This window comes from Pedobacter sp. B4419, assembly GCF_059693725.1.
Window position 1 is genome coordinate 116,978 of sequence record NZ_JCASSL010000001.1, and the last position, 24,582, is coordinate 141,559.

19 protein-coding genes are annotated in these 24,582 nt (G+C 41.5%); 10 read left to right on the plus strand and 9 right to left on the minus strand.

Annotated elements, in window-relative coordinates; all coding sequences use genetic code 11:
- Positions 1 to 49: 49 nt before the first annotated feature.
- From rimO to AC570H_RS00460, 6 genes are all read right to left on the minus strand, one after another.
- Positions 50 to 1,378, minus strand: a complete 1,329-nt coding sequence (gene rimO / locus AC570H_RS00435) for a 30S ribosomal protein S12 methylthiotransferase RimO (protein ID WP_497350576.1) — start codon at positions 1,376 to 1,378, stop codon at positions 50 to 52.
- A gap of 1 nt (position 1,379) precedes the next feature.
- Positions 1,380 to 2,342, minus strand: coding sequence for a signal recognition particle-docking protein FtsY (gene ftsY / locus AC570H_RS00440; protein WP_497350578.1), 963 nt, complete (start codon positions 2,340 to 2,342; stop codon positions 1,380 to 1,382).
- Positions 2,343 to 2,413: 71 nt separating this feature from the next.
- On the minus strand, positions 2,414 to 2,575 hold the full coding sequence (locus AC570H_RS00445; protein WP_199140264.1) for a DUF4295 domain-containing protein: 162 nt from the start codon (positions 2,573 to 2,575) through the stop codon (positions 2,414 to 2,416).
- Positions 2,576 to 2,647: 72 nt separating this feature from the next.
- A complete protein-coding gene (gene rpmG / locus AC570H_RS00450) occupies positions 2,648 to 2,830 on the minus strand; it encodes a 50S ribosomal protein L33 (RefSeq protein ID WP_008242799.1) in 183 nt (60 codons plus the stop codon).
- Between the two features lie 39 nt (positions 2,831 to 2,869).
- A complete protein-coding gene (gene rpmB, locus AC570H_RS00455) occupies positions 2,870 to 3,103 on the minus strand; it encodes a 50S ribosomal protein L28 (RefSeq protein ID WP_497350581.1) in 234 nt (77 codons plus the stop codon).
- A gap of 91 nt (positions 3,104 to 3,194) precedes the next feature.
- Positions 3,195 to 3,686: a hypothetical protein gene (locus AC570H_RS00460; protein ID WP_497350583.1), complete on the minus strand. Its 492-nt coding sequence runs from the start codon at positions 3,684 to 3,686 to the stop codon at positions 3,195 to 3,197.
- A gap of 125 nt (positions 3,687 to 3,811) precedes the next feature.
- Between AC570H_RS00460 and acs the strand changes: the two genes are divergently transcribed.
- Positions 3,812 to 5,707 (plus strand): acetate--CoA ligase, encoded by a 1,896-nt coding sequence (gene acs, locus AC570H_RS00465; protein WP_497350585.1) that lies wholly within the window; start codon positions 3,812 to 3,814, stop codon positions 5,705 to 5,707.
- Positions 5,708 to 5,738: 31 nt separating this feature from the next.
- Here the strand turns inward: acs and AC570H_RS00470 are convergent, their stop codons facing one another.
- Positions 5,739 to 6,155, minus strand: coding sequence for a hypothetical protein (locus AC570H_RS00470; RefSeq protein ID WP_497350587.1), 417 nt, complete (start codon positions 6,153 to 6,155; stop codon positions 5,739 to 5,741).
- A gap of 257 nt (positions 6,156 to 6,412) precedes the next feature.
- Here AC570H_RS00470 and AC570H_RS00475 point away from each other — a divergent pair, with 257 nt between their 5' ends.
- On the plus strand, positions 6,413 to 6,598 hold the full coding sequence (locus AC570H_RS00475) for a CsbD family protein (RefSeq protein ID WP_199140272.1): 186 nt from the start codon (positions 6,413 to 6,415) through the stop codon (positions 6,596 to 6,598).
- Between the two features lie 25 nt (positions 6,599 to 6,623).
- Here the strand turns inward: AC570H_RS00475 and AC570H_RS00480 are convergent, their stop codons facing one another.
- Together AC570H_RS00480 and AC570H_RS00485 are read right to left on the minus strand one after the other, a co-directional pair.
- Complete coding sequence (locus AC570H_RS00480) at positions 6,624 to 9,038, minus strand: hypothetical protein (protein ID WP_497350589.1); 2,415 nt, start codon at positions 9,036 to 9,038, stop codon at positions 6,624 to 6,626.
- A gap of 108 nt (positions 9,039 to 9,146) precedes the next feature.
- Complete coding sequence (locus AC570H_RS00485; protein WP_497350591.1) at positions 9,147 to 12,080, minus strand: M16 family metallopeptidase; 2,934 nt, start codon at positions 12,078 to 12,080, stop codon at positions 9,147 to 9,149.
- Between the two features lie 373 nt (positions 12,081 to 12,453).
- Between AC570H_RS00485 and AC570H_RS00490 the strand changes: the two genes are divergently transcribed.
- The 8 genes from AC570H_RS00490 to AC570H_RS00525 all read left to right on the plus strand — a co-directional run bounded on the left by AC570H_RS00490 (position 12,454) and on the right by AC570H_RS00525 (position 24,565).
- The gene (locus AC570H_RS00490; RefSeq protein WP_497350593.1) at positions 12,454 to 13,125 is read left to right on the plus strand and encodes a hypothetical protein; all 672 of its coding nucleotides are present in this window, start codon (positions 12,454 to 12,456) and stop codon (positions 13,123 to 13,125) included.
- A gap of 177 nt (positions 13,126 to 13,302) precedes the next feature.
- Positions 13,303 to 14,142 carry a 5'/3'-nucleotidase SurE gene (gene surE / locus AC570H_RS00495; protein WP_497350595.1) on the plus strand — a complete coding sequence of 280 codons (840 nt, stop codon included), beginning with the start codon at positions 13,303 to 13,305 and terminating at the stop codon, positions 14,140 to 14,142.
- Positions 14,142 to 14,417, plus strand: a complete 276-nt coding sequence (locus AC570H_RS00500; RefSeq protein WP_497350597.1) for a stationary phase survival protein SurE — start codon at positions 14,142 to 14,144, stop codon at positions 14,415 to 14,417. Before surE ends, AC570H_RS00500 begins: the two co-directional genes overlap by 1 nt.
- 113 nt (positions 14,418 to 14,530) lie before the next feature.
- Positions 14,531 to 15,634 (plus strand): lipid-A-disaccharide synthase, encoded by a 1,104-nt coding sequence (gene lpxB, locus AC570H_RS00505; protein ID WP_497350599.1) that lies wholly within the window; start codon positions 14,531 to 14,533, stop codon positions 15,632 to 15,634.
- Positions 15,635 to 15,727: 93 nt separating this feature from the next.
- Positions 15,728 to 16,732: a LacI family DNA-binding transcriptional regulator gene (locus AC570H_RS00510; RefSeq protein WP_497350601.1), complete on the plus strand. Its 1,005-nt coding sequence runs from the start codon at positions 15,728 to 15,730 to the stop codon at positions 16,730 to 16,732.
- 440 nt (positions 16,733 to 17,172) lie between these two features.
- A complete protein-coding gene (locus AC570H_RS00515) occupies positions 17,173 to 20,190 on the plus strand; it encodes a SusC/RagA family TonB-linked outer membrane protein (protein WP_497350603.1) in 3,018 nt (1,005 codons plus the stop codon).
- Positions 20,191 to 20,201: 11 nt separating this feature from the next.
- On the plus strand, positions 20,202 to 21,857 hold the full coding sequence (locus tag AC570H_RS00520; RefSeq protein ID WP_497350605.1) for a RagB/SusD family nutrient uptake outer membrane protein: 1,656 nt from the start codon (positions 20,202 to 20,204) through the stop codon (positions 21,855 to 21,857).
- 263 nt (positions 21,858 to 22,120) lie between these two features.
- Entirely contained in the window at positions 22,121 to 24,565 is a 2,445-nt protein-coding gene (locus tag AC570H_RS00525; protein ID WP_497354883.1) for a glutaminase family protein, read from the plus strand.
- Positions 24,566 to 24,582: the final 17 nt, after the last annotated feature.

Here is a 24,582-nt window from a genome sequence, read left to right on the forward strand (position 1 = left end):
TATTCCGCCAAGTTGCAAATTAATGTTGTCAAAATTATGGCAGACATGTTTATTTTACAATTTGTCCATACAGGTCGAAATCTTCGGCACGGTCTACTTTCACTTGTACAAAACTTCCCACGGCAGCATAGCCAGAATTGGCATCAATCAGCACCTCGTTATCTACTTCTGGTGAGTCGAACTCTGTGCGGCCGATAAAGAAATCGCCTTCTTTTCTATCAATCAGTACTTTATAGGTTTGGCCTACTTTGGTTTGGTTAATATCAAAAGAAATACCTTGTTGCAACTCCATAATGGCGTCTACGCGTTCCTGCTTTACTTCGTCAGGTACATCGTCAACCAGGTTATGGGCATGTGTTTTTTCTTCGTGGGAATAAGTGAAACAACCCAAACGATCGAAACGGGTTTCTTCTACCCAGCTGTACATTTCTTCAAAGTCTCTTTCGGTTTCGCCGGGATAGCCACAAATTAAAGTGGTACGCATAGCAATATTTGGAACTTTAGCCCTGATTTCGTTTACAATATCAATGGTTTTTTGTTTGGTAATTCCTCTGCGCATCGATTTCAGCATGTTATCTGTAATGTGCTGCAAAGGCATATCCAAATATTTGCAAATGTTCTCGCGCTCGTTCATGGCATCCAAGATCTCCATTGGAAAACCAGAAGGGTAGGCGTACTGCAACCTAATCCACTCAATGCCTTTTACATCAGATAGGCGACGTAATAATTCGTCGAGGTTGCGTTTGCCATAAATATCCAAGCCGTAATAGGTAAGGTCTTGGGCAATTAAAATCAGTTCCTTGGTACCATTCGCTGCCAATATTTTGGCTTCGTTTACCAGCTCGTTCATGTCTCTAGAAACATGTTTGCCTCTCATTAACGGGATGGCGCAAAAAGAGCAGGGACGGTTACAGCCTTCGGCAATTTTAAAATAGGCAAAATGCGAAGGGGTAGTCAGCAAACGCTCGCCAATCAGCTCATGTTTATAGTTTGCTCCTAAACTGTGGAGGATATTTTGCAGGTCGTTTGTGCCAAAATAGGCATCTACATTGGTAATTTCCGATTCGAGTTCGGGTTTGTAGCGCTCAGATAAACAGCCGGTTACAATTACTTTCCCAACTTTTCCTTCGTCTTTCAGCTGACTGTACTGTAAAATGGTATCAATTGATTCTTGTTTGGCATTATCAATAAAACCACAAGTGTTGATTACCACAATATCGTCTTTGCCTAAGCGATTGGATTCGTGTTCAACAGCAAGGTTATTGCCACGTAATTGTCCCATCAATACCTCAGAATCGTAAGTATTTTTAGAACAACCTAAGGTAATAACGTTAATTTTAGGTTTAGCAACTGATTTTATAGCCTTTTTTGTAATCATCTTATTTGAAAAGGGAGTTAACGAATTCTTTTTTGTCGAACAACTGCAGGTCGTCCATTTTTTCGCCAACGCCAATATATTTTACTGGAATTTTAAACTGATCTGAAATACCGATCACCACGCCGCCCTTTGCCGTACCATCTAATTTGGTAATGGCCAAGGCATTTACATCGGTAGCTTCGGTAAATTGTTTGCACTGCTCAAATGCATTTTGTCCGGTAGAGCCATCAAGTACCAGCAAAATTTCATGTGGAGCATTGGGTACTACCTTTTGCATCACGTTCTTTATTTTGCCTAGTTCGTTCATCAACCCAACTTTGTTGTGCAAACGGCCAGCGGTATCAATAATCACTACGTCTTCTTGGTTGGCAACGGCCGATTGCAGGGTGTCGAAGGCAACAGAAGCCGGATCAGAACCCATAGCCTGTGCAACTACACGCACACCTACACGTTCGCCCCAAAGCTTAATCTGGTCAACAGCTGCTGCACGGAAAGTATCTGCCGCGCCCAATACTACTTTTAGGTTTTCGTTTTTGAGCTTATGGGCCAACTTGCCAATGGTGGTCGTTTTGCCTACACCATTTACGCCCACCACCATAATTACATAAGGCTTGTGGTTGCCATATTCGAAATTGCGGAAATCATTGCTGTTGTTCTCGGCCAATAGCAACTGGATTTCATCGCGTAACAAATGGTTAAGCTCTGTGGTAGACAGGTATTTGTCTTTAGCCACGCGGGCCTGAATACGGTCGATGATTTTTAAAGTAGTGGCCACACCTACATCAGAAGTAACCAAAACCTCTTCCAGGTTATCGAGTACATCATCATCAACGGTCGATTTGCCGGCAACCGCTTTGGTGATTTTGCTCAAAAAACCTTCTTTGGTTTTTTCCAGGCCTTTGTCTAAAGCCTCTTGAGCTTCTGGCGCAGTTTCTTTTTTCTTGAAAAAATCAAATAAACCCATAAAATATTGTTAAAATAAAAAAGCCCTTCCGTTTAATACGGAACGGCCTTTAATGCTATTCGTGGATAAGACTACTTGCTGTTGTTAGCAAGCGCATCTTTTACGTGATCGTTATGAACAATGATTTCTTTGAATGAGTAAGCACCAGTTTTTGGTGATCTTGTCATCGTGATAACTTTTGAATATTCTTTTCCGGTACCCGTTTTAAGGGTTGCAACTACTTTCTTTGCCATGTCTTTAAAATTTTAATGATTGAACGATAGATTGATTGAGGTTTTTAAGCCTTAAACCTTTCGCCTTCAGTCTTATTTAATTTCTTTGTGTACGGTTACTTTTTTCAATACTGGGTTGAATTTTTTCAATTCCAAACGCTCAGTAGTGTTTTTACGGTTTTTCGTAGAAATATATCTAGACATACCAGGCATGCCACTCGTTTTGTGCTCGGTGCATTCTAAAATAACCTGTACTCTATTACCTTTTTTTGCCATTTTATTTTTTATTAAAGCTGATGGAAATCAGCATTGTTTTTACAAAAATCCTTTTTTCATGAAACGATTGATCGCCTCAGAAATACCAATTTTATTGATGGTTTTAATAGCTGAAGTAGACACTTTTAGTGTTATCCAACGATCTTCTTCAGGAATATAAAACTTCTGAAGTTGTAGGTTCGGGTAAAACTTGCGTTTCGTTTTAACGTTCGAGTGAGAAACATTATGTCCCGACATCGCCATTTTTCCGGTTAAATCACAAACTCTTGACATGACTTTATTGTTATTTGATAATTCGTTGCTTCTTAATTTTTTTAAGAGTGTGCAAATATCTGAAATATTTTCGTAAACATCAAGGATGATTTTAATTATTTTTCAAATCAATGCGAATATCCCATTCGCCGGCCTCAGTTAGCTCCAAATCAAGGGTTTCTTTTCCGCTGGTCAGCTTTAATCTTAACGGAAATTGAAGATCTGTAAAGGTAAATAGGTTTTTTAAATCCGATTCTCGTTCCACCTTGATATCCTTATAGTTGCCACTGATAATATCGATCTTATCGAAAACCGGCAATTGAACATCTTTCTTTTTATGGGCCGATATGACATTGCTGCTGATGGTATTTGAAGTTGGGATCGGTGTTACATAGCCAAAATGGATTCTGAGTACCGTTTCCTTCGCTTTTTTATTCTTGCTAAAAAATACGTTTTCTACTTCTTCGCTTTTGCTAAAAAGGATATAGTTTTTGCCTTTTTTCAAGGTATCGCTTTGAACATCGATGTTCTTTTTGATCGTCCCTGCACTAGCTGCTAAGCCAAATGCCATTAAAAGGGCGATCAGGGTGAAATTAAGTTTCATGAAAAGATAGGGTTTTGTTAATAGTGCAATCAAATATACGATTTGCTGGATTTAGCTCATTGCTTTTTCTGAATTTTTAGGATTAACGATTATATTTGGCTTACCAAATACCTAAAATCATTACTATGCAGATCAATTCCTTTGAAAAATATCAAGAAGCGTATCAAAAAAGTGTAGAACATCCTGAAGAATTCTGGGCTGATATTGCCTCAAACTTCCTGTGGAAGAAAAAATGGGACAATGTACTATCGTGGAATTTTACGACACCAGATATCAAATGGTTCGAAGGAGCCAAGCTTAACATAACCGAGAATTGCCTAGATAGGCACCTGATAGAGAATGGCGATAAGCCAGCCATCATCTGGGAACCCAACGATCCTGAAAAAGCAAGCATTACTTTAAGCTATCGTGTACTGCACGAGCAGGTTTGCAGATTTGCCAACGTGTTGAAAAAACACGGAGTGAAAAAAGGAGACCGGGTATGTATCTACATGCCTATGGTACCCGAATTGGCCGTAGCCGTTTTGGCCTGTGCCCGCATTGGTGCAGTACATTCTGTTGTTTTTGGAGGTTTTTCTGCCAAATCCATCGCCGATAGGATTAACGATGCTGCCTGCAAGGTAGTAGTAACGGCCGATGGCGCTTTCCGTGGCAATAAGCAGATCCAGTTAAAAGAAGTAATAGACGATGCCTTAATCGGTTGCCCTACTATAGAAAAAGTAATTGTACTCACCCATACCCGCACGCCTGTTTCTATGCTAAAAGGTCGGGATTGCTGGTGGGAAGATGAGATTAAACTGGTTGACTCAAACTGTCCGGCCGAAGAAATGGATGCCGAAGACATGTTGTTCATCCTTTATACCTCCGGCTCTACGGGCAAACCCAAAGGCGTAGTGCATACCTGTGGGGGCTATATGGTTTACGCAGGCTATACCTTCTCCAACGTGTTCAACTATCAGCCTGGAGAAGTGTATTTCTGTACTGCTGATATCGGATGGATTACAGGCCATTCCTACATCGTTTACGGGCCATTGTCTCAAGGTGCAACAACGTTGATGTTCGAAGGGATACCAACTTATCCCAATGCATCGAGATTTTGGGATATTGTAGAAAAACACAAAGTAAATATTTTATATACGGCGCCTACGGCCATCAGGTCCTTAATGGGATTTGGAACCGAACCAATCCAAGGCAAAGATTTGAGCAGCCTGCGTGTGCTGGGCTCGGTGGGAGAGCCGATCAATGAAGAAGCATGGCACTGGTTTGACGAAGAAATAGGGAAAAAGAACTGCCCGATAGTAGATACTTGGTGGCAAACCGAAACTGGAGGAATCATGATTTCGCCGATTGCCTTTGTAACGCCTACCAAACCCAGCTTCGCTACTTTGCCTCTGCCAGGCATCCAGCCGATATTGGTCGACGAGAACGGTAAGGAAATCGAAGGCAATGGCGTAAATGGAAATCTCTGTATCAAGTTTCCTTGGCCAGGCATGTTACGTACTACCTATGGTGATCATGAACGTTGCAGGTTAACTTATTTTTCAACCTACGAAAATCTATATTTTACAGGGGATGGCTGCTTGCGCGACGAGGATGGCTATTACCGCATTACCGGAAGGGTAGATGATGTGATTAACGTTTCTGGACACAGAATTGGAACAGCCGAAGTTGAAAATGCCATCAATATGCATGCTGGCGTAATTGAGAGTGCTGTGGTGGGTTATCCGCATGAGGTAAAGGGACAAGGCATTTTTGCTTTTGTCATCTATCCTGGTCTAAGTAAGGAAGAGGACTTAACCAGAAAAGACATCTTGCAAACAGTAACGCGTATTATTGGCGCCATTGCCAAACCTGATAAGATTTTATTTGTATCTGGATTGCCAAAAACAAGATCTGGAAAAATTATGCGTCGTATTTTGCGCAAGGTAGCCGAAGGTGATACCTCGAATTTGGGCGATATCAGTACTTTGCTCGATCCGGCAGTAGTTCAAGAGATCGTTAGTGCAGCTAAATCATTATAATATTAAAAGGCCCCGTGAGGGGCCCTTTTATTTAGCATTCGATTTCAACGCGTTTTGTTTTCCAGGTTTTCCTTTTAGTGGTACCGTTGCTGTATTCGGTTACTTCTTCATGCGTTTCTTCTATCAGTATTTTCTTGCATTTGCCGCCATTTACATAGCCGATCACTGTTTGTAGCATACTTAACAAGGTTACAATGATAGAAATGATGGTGATGATCGTTCCAGGGTCTAACTGAACCTGTACTTCGTTTTCCGAGTCGAACTTCTCTACGCTAACTAATTTGTCTTTGATGGCCAACAGCTCTTCTTTGGAGAGGTTCTTTAATTCGAATCTGTGATTGCTGATGATTTCAACTCTGCCGGTTACAAAATCAATGTCAATTCTGTCGTCGACTAAATTTAGCTTATCGCTAAGCTTGTGGTTTGGGAGGTAATTTAGAATTTTCATGTTTTAATTTATTTTGATTAATCAATAAATATTGGAATACGAAAGCACTAAATCAATAAAGTAAAAAAACAGAACTTGGAGCCAATTGGGTATCGTTAGCAACAAGACTGGCGCCAACAAACAACTGCTATTCTAGTGAAGCAGCAATTGACGCTTTAGGCTATCAACCATGAACTATTAGCCATCTGCCAAAACAATAACAACTATCTGTCTGTTACTTAATCAACAAATAGATTGTTGAACTAAATACAAAACCTATGGACAAGCTGGAGTTGAAAGGAAAGTGGAACGAGATCAAAGGAAAAGTGAAGCAGGCTTACGCAGATTTAACTGACGATGACCTGAAACACGAAGAGGGCCAGGATGACGAATTGTTAGGCAGATTGCAGCAAAAAACTGGTAAAGCAAGGGACGAATTGGTAAAATGGATTAATTCTCTCTGATTTTTACATCAACGAGCGACTTCTTTTAGGGGTCGCTTTTTTGTTTGGCCTTCACTTCAAAAAAACGCTCCGCATAAATTACGCCTGTATCTGTTATGCCTTGTACAACGATCCGGAACTTGCCCGTGATATCGCTGGTATAAAAGCTGAGTTCTTTGGCTGTGGCGCTATTTAATACTGTAGCATAGTTCCAATAAATGGTCGAAAAAAATGCAGGTTCTTGCGGATCTTTATAATCATTCAGGTAAAACTCCTTTTGCAGGTGTATGCCTTTTGCAGGCATGAAAATCTCATTGTCGTTAGCTGCGCTGATCTTGCATTCCCTATACACTATAGAAGTGCCACCCATTGTATATGATTTCCCCGGAATGGGTTGGGTATTGCCATAATCTCCAATATGATTGCGGCAATTTAAGATGTTGTACCTGCATACGTAATCGCCACAGGGATTGCTGCCAGGCAGGCCTGAACCATAGGCAAAGCCATTGTCCTTTTTGGCTGTAATGGTCACTTCTTTTAGCCTAATGGCCTTTTCGTTACGCTTAAGTACCAATTCGTCGTTGTTTAATAAGGTAGAAGGCAAGGCATTGGTTTCTTCAAAAAGTTGCTTTCCCAGGCTTGTGTTTATCTTGGCAAAAGGGTCGTCGATTTCTATTTTGTAAGGCAGTTTGTTCTTTTCATTGATAAACAAGAACATTTTTTTGCCGGCCTCTACCATGAGTTCGTTGGCATCCAAATTGAACGCTCCCCTTTCGGTAGTGTTAACCAAGTTGATTTGTTGAGCGCTCATCGCCCCCAAAAGTATGGGAGCCAACAACTCTTTTTTTGACTTGGTTACCTTGCCAATAATTTGAAGGCTGTCTGGTTTTGCATCGGCTTCCTCAGGTTTAAATGCCTGAAAATCTTGCCAGGTATATCTTCTCCAGCCCTTAACCAAAAGGATCTGCTCTAGGTAGGCCTTGTCCCTATAGGCATTGCCACCCAAATTTATGGGCAGTTTTTGTAGTTCGTTGCTTAAAAAAGTATAGCTTTCGATATCGTTCATTTTTTTGATGTCGATCCTGCTGTCTTGTACACAGGCAATAGAAACTAGCGCATTCCCAACCTTGTCGTCGAGTTTGAGTTTGAGGCTTACTTTTTGCCGTTGTCCATAGCTTTCTTCGTCAGTAGTAATAGCCAGTTTAGTGCTATTGTCATAATGCGCAAAAAACATCCTTTCGGCCAAAGGCCTATCCAGGCTATCAGAAATGGTGATGGTATTGAGGCCTTTCGGAACCTCTTCTAACGGAATTTTAAGAGTCCGATAATGGGTGCCCATATCAAAAGGCGTATATAAAAAACTTTGTTTAAAGTTGTGGATGCGAATGATGAGCTTTTGGGTACTATTTGTACGCAAACTTAGGCGTAAGCTATCTTTTGCAACTGCTTCTGGGATACTGAGGCTAATGCCATTGGCCAATGAAACGGGCAAGTGATAAACACTGTCGGCCAGGCCTGAATGCAAAAGCTTAACCGTATAGTCGGCACCTGCTTCTATTAATAGCCTAAACTTGCCTATGCCATAACTGCTGGTTTCTATGGTATCGATTACCTGATTGTTCTTAAGCAAAAAGGCAGTGAGTGCAATAGGCATTTGGAATTGGTCTTTCACTTCCCAAGCAATGTTGATGGGCAAGCCAGCCACCAAGTTTCCGCCTTCGGGATAAAACTTTACGCTCGCCCTGCTCTTGCCAATTGGCAACGCCATGCTCACAAAACTGCTGTCTTTTTCATATTTCAGTTTAACATAGAGATTGGGATCCGAAACATTCTCCTGTTTGGGCAAGTTGAGCAAAACCTGACCAGAAGCATCTGTTTTTGCAGTTTTTGTCAGGTTTCCATATTTATAATTGATGCTGGTAGGCTTGGGGAGAAAATTGTTGTCTTTTGATGTCACCGAAAGCAATACCTTATGGCTGTTGCTGGCAAGCGTAAAAGGTTCGGCTAGCTTCATGCTCGCTTTAAAGGGAACATCGAGATTGGTTTTAATGGTGATGGGTTGTACAAAGATCGCCTCCGGCTTATTGTTGATTACCCTGTCTGTAAAAACCAATAAGCGGTAATTGCCCGTCAAAATCGAATCTGGCAAAACCAAGCTGCCAAAAGCCAATCCGTTTTGCATCGGAAACCTGTCTTCCACAACTACAACGCTATCTACATCCCTAATCAAGGCTACAGAAATAAGCCTATGCTGATTTATGGCAGATTTGTTTTTTCTGAGTAGGTAAGCCGTAAACCATACCGTTTCATAATTGGTGTAAACGTTTTTGTCAAAATGCACAAAGAGGTTGGCGTTTTGTTTGGCCTCGCCATATGCTTTCAAACGATCGGCCATAGGATCTTGGGCCTTTGTGGGAAGCGCAAAAAGAGCAAATAAAATAGCGAGGATGAAGAAGCGCATGAGGTTAAAAATAAGCTAAATCTCTTAAAATAGAAAACTGGCATTCGTAAAAAAACAAAGGCTGTTCCGATTTCGAAACAGCCTTTGTTAGGTTTGGTCAGCCCTGGATTAATAGCCGAACAATTGCGCTAAAGTTAAGGTGGTTACCGTGCCAAATTTTTGCATGTCTTCTAATTTCACTTTCTTGTCGGAAGCTACAATTAAATAGGTGTAAGGCTTGTTGGCAATTTTTTCGCCATGGAAAGCCTTGATGCTATCAAAATTGATCGGTTTCAACTCGCTGTACAAATCAATTCTAGAATCGTGGTCGTAGCCTAGCTTTTTATCGGCCAGATAGCTATAGATTACGGCATCTTTTGTAATGCGCGTCGTTTCTAAATTGTTTACTACGTTTGCTTTGGCACCATCGAATGATTTGTCGCTCTTTGGCAAAACATTTAATAATTCATTCATTCCATTAACGGCGTCGGTCATTTTATCGGCCTGGCTACCTACATAAGCCACCATGCTGTACTGCTTGTCTGCTTTGTCTGGCGAAACGTAAGAAGCAAAAGTAGAGTAGGCCAATGCTTTCGATTCTCTAATGGTTTGGAAAACGATAGAGCCCATGCCTCCGCCAAAATAGCTGTTAAATACCTGGATATTGGCAGCGTCTTTTTTGTTGTAAACACCTGTATTCCTTAACCAGCGAATTTCTGATTGTACCATGTCATAATTGGCAAAATATACCTTGTTGGCATCTTGGGTAGTGTAGGTATACACTTTTGCAGGCGCTGCAGGCGTAAATTCTTTTGGCAATAAATGCTGCTTTTTGATTTCTGGTGTAATGCTGGCCAAGTCTTTAGGACCGTAGTACGTAATTACATGCTCATAATTGGTCAGGTTGTGCAATAGATCAACCAAGTCTGTAGCTTTGATATTTTTTACTTCCTCGTTGGTCAATACATTGTTAAACGGATTAACTTCGCCATACTGTGCATAAGAAGTTAAGGCATTCATAATTTGGCCTTTGTTCAGTTTGGCGTTTTCACGGCCTTTTAAAATGCTGCTTTTTAATTCTTCTAAAGCTTTTTCGTTTACTTTAGCATTGGCAAAAACATGCTCAACCAAACTTACCGCCTTATCAAAGTTCTCTTGCAAGCCACTAATGCTAATGGTAGTGTTTTCTGCACCAACACTCAGGTTGTAGGTACATGCAATGTTGTAAAACTGTTTGCTCAAATCTTCGGCAGTGTATTTATCGGTGCCCAGGTAAGGCAAATAACTCGCTGCATATTGCAACAACTTGTAATTATTAGAGCCGATATTCAACCTATAGGTCATTCTGAAAATAGAATTGTCGCTATTTTTGGTTGCCATTAAATCGGCCACGCCTACTTTGCCATAGGCGATGTCTTTCTGGTAATCCAAGAATTTAGGTGCAATCGGTTTTACCGGAGACTCCAAAATGTTTTTTACAAACGGAGACGTAAGGTCTGCATTGGCATTGATTGGTGTAATGGCCGGTTTCTCTACCTTGATTACGTTTTTGTCTTCGCCTTTGTGCTTATAGCCGATTACATAGTTGTCTTTAAAAAACTCTTTGGCAAAAGCCATCACTTGGGCCTTGGTAATCTTTGAAGTTGCTTCGATTTCGCCTAGGCTTTTGTCCCATTTGGTACCTCTGTTTAAAATAAACTCGGTCGAAAGGTTTTCTGCCCTGTTGTCGTTGCTGTCAAAAGCCTGTAAGAAGCTTAATTTTCGGTTGGCTACGATTGCCTTTAACAACTCATCGTCAAAAGCGCCTTGTTTAAGCAAATCGATCTGCTCTAACAATAATTTAGCCGCTTGTTCTAAGCTTTGGCCTTGTTTAGGCTGTGCCGAAAGATTGAATACGCCATAGTCTTTCATTTGCTGATAACTGGCGCTGGCCCTTAAGGTTTTTTGTTGTTTGTTCAAGTTGATGTCGATCAAACCTGCTTTGCCGTTCATTAAAATGCTACGGATAAGTTCAAGCAAAAGACTTTGTTGCGAGTTCTCAGGGTAACCGCGATAATAGATTTCTACTGTTTCTGCGCTAGGACCATATACATCGACTTTTTGAATGCTGGCCAGTGGCTTTTCTGGAACAGGATTGTAAAGTACTACCGGTTTAGCCACCATGTAACTATAAGTTTGATCTACTTTTTTGATCATTTCATCAGGATTGAAGTCTCCAGCGAAAATGGCAGCCATGTTATTAGGCACATAGTACTTGTTGTAGTAGTTTTTGATTTCTACCAACGATGGGTTTTTTAAGTGCTCGATGGTACCAATGGTAGTCTGCTGGCCATAGTTATGCGTTGGGAAAAGCTTCTCCATCATGGCCTCGTCCAATTTGTTGCCATCATTGTCTAAGCCACGGTTTTTCTCTTCATAAACTGCTTCTAATTCGGTATGGAAAATACGGAAAATAGGTTTGCGGAAACGCTCGCCTTGGATGGCCAGAAATTTATCTATGGCATTAGAAGGGAAATCTTCATTATAAACAGTTTCTTCATACCAGGTATGCGCATTGGAAGAGTTGCCACCAATTCCGGCCATCATTTTGTCGTATTCGTTGGCAATAGAAAAGTTAGAAGCCTCGCCCGAGGTTTTGTCTATCTCTTTGTAGATTTCTTTGCGCTGTGCAGGATCGGTAGTTTTGTTGTACTTCTCGTAAAGCGCATCGATTTTATCTAAATAAGGCTTTTCTTTAGCCCAGTCGTTGGTGCCGAATTTGTCGGTTCCCTTAAACAAAAGGTGCTCCAGGTAGTGGGCCAAACCGGTTGCGTTTTTCGGATCGGTGTTGCTGCCGGCCCTTACGCTCATTCTCCATTGGATATTAGGCTCTTTGTTGTTAGGCGAAAGAATAACCGTTAATCCATTTTTTAAAGTGTAAAAACGGGTTTTAGAAGGATCGTTGGTTACATATTTATAGGTGTAACCCCCAGATGTGGCTGTTTTCCATTGATAGGTAGACTGGGCCAATAGTTGTTTGCCCGCCAGTAACAAGCAGACAAAGAGTAAAAGTTTGGTTTTCATCAGTTTTATGTGATTTAAATTTGATCAAAGTTCAAAGGCAAGTGATACCTGCCCCTTAAGAATATTTGATTTCTAATAAGTTAGTTATCAAATATAAGCGGATGGAAAGTAATTCCCAATAAATTAAGATGAAAATTCTCTTGCATGATGGACGATACGTCGCCTATGGAAATTGTATGGCCTCTTAGAGAAGAATAGTTGCTGCCAAAATCGATGGATATGATTGGCATATTTAAGAAATGCGTTTTAAGCGATTTGGTATTTGCTCATTAGAAACATAGGTCTGCTCGCTAAATGCAGGGTTTCGATCATTCTAAAAAATATAGTGCTCCTTCGGTTATATTTTTAGGCATTGTTATAAAATCTATTTACCATGAAAACAAGAATTTTGATTTTAATGTTGATTACAGGCCTCCTAACCACCTTTGTTTCTTGTAAAAAAGACAGGCAGGGAAATGATGATCCTGAAACCGGAAAATTTGATATCAACAAGCCAGAAGACCATATAGTGATAGGGTTTGCAAAGCAAGAACATCTGTGCGTTACAGTTAATTTTACTGAAGGGAAAAAAGCGAATGTGACATTTGGCGGGAACAATAATTCGATACCTTATGAAGTAATAGACAATAGCATCAAAATAAGTGGAGGTGGTCTTGAGTTTACCATTATTATCAATAATAACGAGGTGCAGTTTTATAGCGCAGGTATCCTAATAGAAGGTACTTGGCGTTTGGTAAAAAAAGGTAAAGCCAGTTCCCTTTCAGGTAAAACTTATATAGGTAAATATTACAATAAGGATGGCACGGTGCAGCATTCTAACTTTTTTTATACATTTCATCCTAACGAAAATAAAGTAGATGCCGGCTTTGTAGTAGGTACCGCTTTGCGTACAGAAACTTTCTTGCCTATAGCTAACGTAGGCGGTTATGCTGTAAATTCTGGTGGATATAAAGAAACCTATGTATTAATAGAAGGTAAGCTATATGCAAATTACACCCTTAATACTGGCCAAAATTATAGTTATGCTATTTTAGACCCTCAATAAATTGTTAAGCTCGGCCATTGCGGATTGCAAAACGGCTCGATTGATTACATTAAAAGGCTTTTTCTCAAGTAAAATTCTTTAAGCAGCTCCTGGTTTCTCTGTTAATTAATTAGACCCCAATTATTATTTCTGCTCATTTTTAGTGCCTTTATGGTTAACTCTTGCTATTTTTACAGCATGAATAAAGACAACCAAAAGCCCACTATTTTGGTGGTGAACGACGATGGAATTACCGCTCTCGGTATTAAAAACCTCATCGAAGTGATGCAGGAAATTGGCAAGGTAGTAGTAGTGGCACCCGATGGTCCACAGTCGGGCATGGGTCACGCCATTACCATTGGCAAACCTTTGCGCTTTGATCGGGTAGACCTTTATCCTGGTGTTGAAATGTACAAGTGTTCCGGCACTCCGGTCGATTGTGTAAAATTGGCCGTGAACAAAGTGTTTAAAGGTAAAAAACCAGATTTATGCGTTTCGGGCATTAACCACGGATTAAACAACTCGATCAACGTAATTTATTCGGGAACCATGTCTGCTGCTGTTGAAGGTGCAATTGAGAAAATTCCATCTATCGGATTTTCCCTTGATGATTTTGCACAAGATGCCGATTTCAGTCATTGCAAGCCTTTTATTAAAACCATCGCTTTGCAGGTGCTTAACCATGGCTTGCCAGAGGCCACTTTGCTTAACGTCAATTTTCCAAAAGGAGCCGATATTAAGGGCATCAAAATCTGCAGGCAGGCCAATGCCAAATGGGCCGAAGACTTTGAAGAAAGAAAAGATCCTTACCAAAGGCCTTATTACTGGTTGACCGGAGTTTTCGAAAATTATGATAAAGGTGAGGATACCGATGTGTGGGCATTAGAACATGGCTTTGCTTCGGTGGTTCCGGTACAGTTCGATCTAACTGCCCATCATGCCATTCCAATCTTAAATGGCTGGGATTTAAATGCCAGCCCGGCTTCACAGTCAAAAGTAGAAAAGACGGCAGGCCCTGACGGCACAAACTTGGGTTAATGATGCAGGAAAGAATCAGGGCAATCAGAAATAATGTTTGGATGGGTATCGCCATAGGCATCTTGGCTCCTGTTGTTCCAGGTATTTTGGTTTGGTACCTGATGCAAAACGTAAAAGCCCTGCAGCATGCTGATTTATTGTTGATTGGCTGCGTAGCCATCAATGCTTTTTTAATGAACTATTTTTTTAAAATCAATAAAGAGAATGTGGGGCGAGGTATTTTAAGCATCACATTCCTGTGGGCCTTTGCCTTCTTTTTTTATAAAGTACTCTAGGAAGGGAAACCGAAAGTGAATAGTTTACAGCTAGCAATTAACAATTGAACAATAAAGCAATCAGCCAATGACTAATCAGCTAATGAACTAGTGACACTAATGAACCAATCAAGATGAAATATTACCTCGTAGCGGGCGAAGCTTCTGGAGATTTGCATGGGGCCAACCTCATGAAAGCATTGAAATCGGAAGATCCGAATGCAACATTCAGGTATTTTGGTGGCGATAAAATGCAGGCCGAAGGTGGCGAACTGGTGAAACACTATGCCGATATGGCCTTTATGGGCTTTACCGAAGTGCTTTTTAACCTGCGTACCATTTTCAAAAACCTCAAAACCTGCAAAGCAGATATACTGGCCTACCAGCCAGATGCACTGATATTGATAGATTTTCCGGGCTTTAACCTCAAAATTGCCGAGTTTGCAAAGGAACAGGGCATAAAGGTTTGCTATTATATTTCGCCAAAAGTTTGGGCTTGGAACCAAAAACGTGTATTAAAAATAAAACGGATCGTTGATCAGCTGTTCTGCATTTTGCCCTTTGAAGTAGATTTCTACAGAGAATGGGGCATGGAAGTCAATTATGTAGGGAACCCTTTGCTAGATGAAATTGCCCAATTTAAGCCCAATTCAAACTTCAGGGCAGAAAATGGATTAACCGAGCAAGCTATCATTGCTTTATTGCCGGGTAGCCGTAAACAGGAAATAGAACGTTTGTTGCCAGATATGCTCCAGGTGGTGGATCAATTCCCGGGTTATCAGTTTGTAGTCGGGGCAGCGCCAACTTTTACCGAACAATATTACCAGCAATACATTGGCCATAAGCCAGCCAACCTGGTGTTTGCGCAAACCTATCATTTATTGCATCACGCACATGCGGCATTGGTGGCTTCGGGTACGGCCACTTTAGAAACCGCACTGTTCAAAGTGCCCCAAGTGGTGCTTTACCGGGGTGGTTCGGTATCTGTTGCCATTGCCCGCTTGTTGGTTAAAATCAGGTTTATCTCCTTAGTCAACCTGATTATGGATAGGGAAGTAGTGAAAGAGCTGATCCAGGAAGACTGTAATGCCACACTGATTAGTCAAAACCTGAACCTGATAGTAGAAGGGGCGGGCAGAACAAAAATGCTGGCCGATTATGAAGAACTAGCGACTAAAATGGGTACGGCTGGAGCGTCTGAAAGAACAGCAAAACTGATTGTACAAGAACTAAAATAACATATTTTAACATATCATTAGCCACATTACTCACTCAAAATAAGCTATCTTCGAACATTTATGATATATTTGATCGATTAGCTAACTCACAACATGAAAGCCCTCTCTATTAAAGACATAGCCTTAAAAGCCAAAGTATCCATCACTACAGTTTCATTTATCATCAATGGAAAGGCCAAGGAGAAGTCGATTAGCGATGCGGTAATCAAGAAAGTTCAGAAGATCATTACCGAAAGCGGCTACAAGCCCAATCAGATTGCAAGAAGCCTGAGAACCGGAAATTCCAATATCATAGGGCTTATCGTAGAGGATATTTCCAACTCCTTTTTCTCAAGAATTGCCCGCCTGATAGAAGACAAAGCCTATAAAAAAGGCTATAAAATTATTTATTCGAGTACTGAGAACAGCGTAGAAAAAGCCCAAGAGCTCATTAACATGTTCAAATCCAGAAAGGTAGATGCCTATATCATTTCACCCATCAAGGGAATAGAAGAAGACATCCAGATCCTGCTCAACGAAAACAAGCCTGTGATTTTGTTCGACAGGAACCTGCCCGAACTCAATACCAATTATGTAGGTGCCAACCATTTTGTGGCATCGCACCAGGCTATCGAGAGTTTCATCAAACAAGGCAAGAAAAACATTGCCCTAGTTACTACCGACATCAATGTGCAGCAGATCATCGAACGTGCGGAAGGCTATAAAAAGGCATTGGCCGATCATGCCATTCCATTTGATGAAGAACTATTGCTCAAAATCCCTTTTAATCAGGCAGAAGCCAATACCATTAAGCAGATCAAGCAGCTTTTCAAGAACAAACAGATCGATGCGGTATTGTTTGCTACGAACTATTTGGCCATTAGCGGACTAAAGGTGCTTAAAGAGCTGAATAAAAAAATAGACGAAGATTTTGCGGTAATCGGTTACGACGATCATGAGGCCTTCGAACTGCATACGCCAAGTATTTCTACCATTCAGCAGCCTTTAGAAGAGATTGCTGAAACCATCATCAGGCTCATCTTGAATCAGCTGGCTTCTAAAAACAAATTGCCAGATCAGCAGATCATCATTCCGGGAAAATTGATTTTACGCCACTAGGCATTTTTTCAATCGGAGATGGTATTAGGCTAATATCACCTTAAATTCCTATTCATTAGCGCAAGGATAGCGCCAAACCCAACGACTGAAATTGTAACATAAAAGTTACATCATAGTTATTTTACATGGGCAGAAATTGGTTAATATTGAGATAGTAAAACGTTTTACTATTAAATTAGTTGAAACGTAAAACTTAGTTAAGGTGTAGCGGAACATTAAAAAAGTTAATCCATTGCACCTTTTAGTAAAACGTTTTACTGATAAGGATAACCAAGTTACTGTATGATCAATTATTCATGTCACCAATATCGGATTGGCAGGGATGGGTCTGCTCCTATAGGGTTCTCCTAAAACCACTAGTTGATTATGAAATCTGCCACATAGTTGATTAGTCAAGCAGTGCAACAAAACTAAATTCTATAACTAAACTAAAATCGCACATGAAAATTAATTTACTCAAGATGGCAGGACTCTGTACAGGCATTCTGTTCAGTGGTACTGCGTTTTCGATGAATCATGACAAGGAGCTATCCGAGGGATTCATGAAAACAAACCTGTTGTGGCAGCAGGTTCAAAGTCAAAAAGTGTTAACCGGCACCGTCGTGGATGAAAACAACCTGCCTGTAGCCGGGGTTGGTGTTAAGAACATTACAAGTGGCAAAAGTAGCGTAACTGATGCCAGTGGTAAATTCAGCATCGAAGCAAATGAAAATGATGTAATCCGATTCACTTTTATCAGCTATGCTACGCAAGACATCAAAGTAGGTACACAAACTTCGCTCAGCATTAAGCTTGTGCCCGCGCAAGGCACCAAACTCAACGAGGTCGTAGTAGTGGGTTATGGTACGTTAAATAAAAACGAGATCACCTCCGCAGTTACAAAAATCGACTCTTCCGAGTTTAGGCAAAGCGGTTCTAGAAATGCACTCGATTTATTGGTGGGTAAAGTAGCCGGCTTACAAATTACCAGAACAAGCGGCACTAATCCAAACTCTGGCGTTGGCGTGCAGCTAAGGGGTGTAACTTCGCTGGTAGGTTCCCAAAGCCCGCTCATCATTATCGATGGTATCCCGGGCGGAAACCTAGACCTCTTGCAACAAGACGATATCGAATCGTTTAGTGTGCTAAAAGACGGTTCTGGCGCAGCTATTTATGGTACAAGAGCTAATGCGGGCGTAATTTTAATCACCACTAAAAAAGGGGTAAAAGGCCCCGCCAAATTCGATTACAATGCCTATGTAAGAACAGAAACCTTGGTAAAACGGCCTGATTTTATGAATGCCGCCCAGCTGAGGGAAAAAATAGCCAATGGAAGCTATGTCATTCCAGACTATGGTGGAGATTTTGACTATTTCCAAGACCTCATCAATAAAAACAACATTTCTAACAACCATAACTTGGCTGTTTCTGGAGGAAGCGAGCATTCAAGCTATAGGGCAAGTTTAAACTATAGAGATTTGCAGGGCTTTGCCAAGGAAAATTCGCGCAAAGAATACGGAATTAGGCTAAGTTTAACCCAAAAGGGATTTAAAGACAGACTTACTGCCCAGTTTAACGTGGCTACCAATTTTAATAATGCAAACTTGCTAGGTGGCGGTGGCTGGGAGAACGTACTGACTAAAAACCCAACCGAATCCTATTACAAACCAGATGGTTCTTATTTGTTTACCAGAAACATTACCAACGAGATCGCCAGGTTAGAGCAGGAGCGGAACACTTTGCAACAACAAACCTCATCGGTAGATGGCAAGATTGATCTTGAAATCATCAAAGGATTAAAGGGATCTATTTTTGGAGCGCACCAGAGAAACTGGACCCAAGGCAGCGAGTATAGAGATAAAGCCAGTCAGAACTCTGTAGAAAATGGCGATTCGCCAAATGGAGGCTATGCTGGCAAGAGTACCAACCTGAACCAAAACTTTAACATCGAACCTACCTTGGAATACACACGTATGTTCGGCACCAAACATAAATTAACCGCTATTGGAGGCTACAGCTATCGATACGAAGTAAACGAAGGCTTCAATGCCAACAACCGTGGCTATGTGAATGATGTTTTTGAAGACAATAACATGGGCAGCGTGCCTATTGTAGTAGGCAGGGTTGGATTGGGCAGCTATAAAAACGACAATACCTTAATTGCGGTATTCGGAAGGGTGAATTATGCTTACGATGACAAGTATTTTGCCCAGGCCATTTTCCGTCGCGAGGGTTCATCGAGATTTGGGGCTAATAACAAATGGGCCAATTTCCCAGCAATTTCTGCGGGATGGAATCTGACCCAGGAAAAATTCATGGAGAACGTGAAATTTGTCAATAACCTTAAACTGAGAATAGGCTATGGTGAAACGGGTAATACCGGATTTGCTGATGGCTCTTCACTGGTAACGCTTGGTGGCGGAGGCATTTATTTATTTCCAACGGGAGAGTATTTGCAGACTTATGGTCCCAACAGAAACCCTAACCCAAATATCAGATGGGAAACCAAAAAAGAAACCAACTTGGGGATAGACTTTACGGTATTAAAAAACAGGTTGTCGGGTTCCATCGATTTATACAATAGGATTACCAAAGATTTATTGGATACTTATACCTCTCCGCAACCTCCGTTTATCGTATCTTCTATCAATACAAACGTAGGAACAATCTCTGCTAAAGGTATTGAGGTGACCCTCAGCTATGCGGCCATTCAAAATTCAAAATTCTCCTGGAATGTTGACTTTACCGGAAGCACAACCAGAAATCGATTAGACAGGTATTCTAATGATGAATACAAAAGAGACCTGAAAACCTTTGGTGCTATTGGTGGATTTGGTGCCTTGGGCGATGCCATCCGTACCTACGAAGGAAGAAACCTGGGCGAATTCTGGGGCAAGCGCTTTGCAGGCTTCACACCTGATGGCAAATGGCAGTTCTATAACAGAAAAGGAGAAATTGTTTCTAATGCCAATATCAATACCTCAACATTTAGAGACCAAACAGATTTAGCGGTAATCGGTAATGCCATTCCAAAATACTACCTGTCGTTAACCAATAGCTTTAAATATGCAGGTTTTGATTTAAGGGTATTTATCAGAAGTAAGCTTGATTATGACATCTTGAACACCATGGCTATTTCTTATGGCAATAAAAACGGTGCACAAAGCAATTTGCTTAATACCGCATTTACCAAATATGCCGAAATTAAAGATACCTATATGTACTCCGACTATTATATAGAAAAAGGCAGCTTTGCCAAGATAGACGAGGTAACCATTGGCTATACCTTTAAAACTAGGCTTAAGGAGATCAGGAATTTGAGAGTTTACCTCACTGGACAAAACTTGGCCACCATTACAGGTTATACAGGTAACGACCCTGATTTCATCAGCGACACAGGCTTAGGTCCGGGTATCGATTCGAGAAGCCCATATCCTAGTACTCGACAGTTTTTATTCGGTGTTAATTTTGGATTTTAATATTTAGAAAGATGAAAAATTATAAAAAAATATTCATAGCGTTATTGGCTACACCACTGCTTTTGATCAACGGTTGTACCAAGCTTGACGAAAATATTTACGATCAGTTGATTTCTGATAACTTTTACAACAACAAAAACGAAGTGCTTTCGGCAGTTTTAAGGCCTTATACGCATGCCAATGCCTGGGTTACGCCTTCGGGCCAAGATGGCTGGTGGCGCCCCTCGGAGCTTGCCGGTGATCAGCTGGCCTGGCCAACCAAAGGACGCCATGGCGAAGATGGAGGCAAGTGGAAGCGCCTGCATTACCACACCTGGTTAAGTGACGATGGACCATTGAACAATGCCTGGTCTTTGATGTATTGGGGCATGGGCTTGTGCAACGATCCTATTGAGAACTTAGAGAAAAGAGATATTGCCGCAATGGGCATTACGCAGGCAGAAAAAGATTCATACATCGCCGAGCTTAAATTGCTCCGAGCCTTTCACTACCTTAAGTTAATGGATCTTTTTGGCAATATTCCTGTTGTAACACAAGTGGGTATTCCGGCTAGACCGGCAACTTTGCCAAGAAACGAGGTTTTTGCCTTTATAGAAAAAGAAATAAAAGACAACATTGATAAGGCGCCGTTACATTCTAAAACAATGACAGGCAGGATGAGCCAGGCTGGCGGCTATGCCATGCTGGTAGAATTATACCTGAATGCCGAGGTTTGGACAGGGACTGCCCGTTGGGACGATTGTATTGCTGCGGCCAACAAGCTGATCAGCGGCGCTGCGGGTGGCCAAAATGGCGCTATGGCCCTTGACCCAAATATCTTCGACCAATTTAAATCAACGAATGAGTTGTCAAAAGAAGCAATTTTTGCCATTGCCTACGAGTTCAGGCTGGCTTCGTTCCAACCTTCATGGACAGGAGAATTCTACCATTTTCAGCAAGACCAGATCTACGGTGGCGCACGTAACGGAAACGATGGCGTTGTGGTTATTCCTGGTGTATTCACCAAATATGACGATGCAGACCTCAGAAAAAGGGGATGGTTGTTAGAAGGTCCGATGGTAAGGTTTGACAATGGACAACCCGCTATTGCCAGGGGAGGAAATGAGTACAGCGACCAGCAGATCGTTTTTGTAGACAACATCAGGAAGAACAAAATAGGGTCAACAGTTTCAACCATGAGTGAAGGCGAGGAAAACAGCGGCGTACGTTTTAACAAGTATAAGTTGGGTAATCAAGTAGCGGGAGTGGTAAACGGTGTGCCTGTTGCACCAGATCCAAACTATAACAACACAGATTGGAACATTTACCGTTTAACCTGGATCTATTTTGCAAAAGCCGAAGCCATCATGCGTAAAAACGGAGGTTTAGCCAATGCCGAAGCGGTGCAGCTGATCAACGATTGTAAAAAACGTGCATTTACTGATGCAGATTGGGCAAGCAGAGCCTATACCACAACAACTTTAACATTGGATGAATTGTTGGAAGAAAGAGGAAGAGAGTTCATCTTTGAAGGTTTTAGGAGAGATGACCTGATCCGTTTTGGGAAATTTACTACTGGCAGCTGGTGGGACCATGCACCATCGGCAGCATTTAGGAACCTATTTCCAATTCCTCAGGTGCAAAGAACCCTGAATTCCAATTTGACACAAAATCCAGGGTACAATTAATTGATAAACATTCATAAAAAAGCGCTTTTAACCGAGCGCTTTTTTATTGTGGCAACTTTTGTTGTAACATAAAAGTTACCTTTTGGTATTTCATCCGTGAAAATTTTTACTTAAAATTGAGTTAGTAAAACGTTTTAGCGCTTTCTGCTCTAAATTACCCTCAACATAGATTTTTGTTTAAAAGCCTCAGGGCAACCTCAACAAAAACCTGTTTAATTATTTACTAAAACGTTTTATTAAGAGTAACCAAAATAAACTGTATGATGAAAAAATGTCTGCTGGCACTTTGTAGCCTAATTTTAGCCTTTAATTTAAATGCGCAGGACAAAGCGCCGGCTTATCCCCTAATTACCCACGATACCTATTTTAGCGTATGGTCTTTTGGCGACAAGCTGAATGGATCAGTAACCAAGCATTGGACCGGAAGAGAGCAGTCTTTATTGGGGGTGCTTAAAGTTGATGGCCAGTACTATCGCTTTTTAGGTGCGGCCACCAAAAACTACAAAAGCCTATTGCCTACAGCCGACGAACAGGCCTACCAGGCAAGCTATACTTTTGATACGCCAGCCAACAACTGGACAGCTGCAGGTTCTGACGAGCAGGGCTGGAAAAAAGCCGATGCGCCGTTTGGCGACGACCAATCTGCCAAAACCAAATGGAATACCGACAATATTTATTTCCGCAGAACCTTCTCGGTAGGCAAACCATCAACAGCCAAAAAATACTTAAAGTTAAACCACGACGATAACATTATTGTGTACCTAAATGGTAAAACGATTTACCAAAAAGAGGGCTGGGTGCATGAGTACATTTATATTCCTATTGAAGCCGGTGTTTTAAAAACGGGCGAAAATACTTTGGCCATCCATTGCAAGAACACGGCCGGTGGCCGACACTTGGACGCAGGTATCGTAGAAGAAATTCCAGATGGTTCGAAAGTGTTGGAAGCCGTGCAGAAAAATGTAAAGCTAACCGCAACTAGTACGATCTATAATTTCGCCTGTGGCAAGGTAAACCTCGAAGTTACCTTCACTTCGCCCTTGTTGCTTAATGATATCGAGCTTACAGCCAGACCGATCAGCTACATCAGCTATGCAGTAAAAACTGCCGATGCCCAAGCCCATCAGGTCGACCTTTATTTTAGCGCATCTTCTACTTTAGCCGTTAACCAGCCTAATCAGCCGGTAAGCGCCTGGCAAAGCAATGCCGGAGGTTTATCCATCCAAAAAGCGGGAACTGTTGAACAGCCCATCTTAAAAAAGAGAGGCGATGATGTAAGAATTGATTGGGGCTATGTATATGTTGCTGTTCCATCACAATTTAAGGCGCTACAGTACTTGGCACCGCAAAACGAAAGCCTGCCTCAGTTTATCAGTCAAAAATATCCGGTTACCAAAGAAATTGCCGACAGCAAACAACTGAATTTAGCCAGTATCATTCCATTCGGAAAAGTAGGCAAAGCTACAGTATCCAAATACCTGATGTTGGGTTATGACGATGTCAAATCGGTTGAATATTTCGAAGAACAGCTTGACCCAATCTGGAAAAAATCGGGCAAAAATTTTGAAACCCACTTGATCAAAGCTAGTCAGGACTATGCATCAATTAAGCTTAAATGCTCGGCTTTCGACCAAAAACTCTACGCAGATGCCCTACGTGCCGGTGGCAAGGCCTACGCCAATCTATGCAAATTGGCCTATCGCCAAAGCATAGCAGCACATAAAATCGTATATGCGCCAAACGGCGATATTTTATTCCTTTCTAAAGAAAACTTTAGTAATGGCTCAATCAATACGGTTGATATCACCTATCCTTCAGCACCCCAATATTTGATTTATAATCCAGAATTGCTCAAGGGCATGTTGAACGGAATTTTCTATTACTCGGAAAGTGGCAAGTGGAAAAAACCATTCGCTGCCCACGATTTGGGGACTTATCCCTTAGCCAATGGACAAACCTACGGCGAAGACATGCCTGTAGAAGAGGCCGGCAATATGATCATCCTTACCACCGCTATTGCGAAGGCCGAGGGCAATGCCAATTATGCCAAAAAACATTGGGAAGTACTTTCGGTGTGGGCAAACTACTTGCTTAAAGAAGGTTTTGATCCTGCCAACCAGTTATGCACCGATGATTTTGCAGGGCATTTGGCCAGAAACGCGAACTTATCTGTAAAAGCAATCGTGGCTTTGGGAGGCTATGCCCAACTGGCGCAGGCTTTAGGTAAAACCGAAGAAGCCAAAAAAGTAAGGGGCGAAGCCTTGGCCATGGCCAAAAAATGGATGGAATTGGCAGCTGATGGCGATCACTATGCACTGACTTTTAACGATAAAGGCACCTGGAGCCAAAAATACAACATGGTTTGGGACAAGTTGCTGGAGCTTAATTTATTCCCTAAAGAAGTATATCAAAAGGAAATCAGCTATTACCTCACCAAGCAGCAAGAGTTTGGCTTGCCACTGGATAGCCGTAAAACCTATACCAAATCAGATTGGATTATGTGGACCGCCACCTTAACAGATCAAGAGGCTGATTTTCAAAAATTCGTCAATCCTGTGTTCCGCTTTGCGACAGAAACCAGCAGTAGGGTACCCTTGAGCGATTGGCATGAAACCACCAACGGAAAAATGGTAGGCTTCCAGGCGAGGAGCGTGGTGGGCGGCTACTTTATCAAGTTGTTGGCAGAGCAATGGAAAAATAAAAAATAAAACCCTGGCTTGTGGCA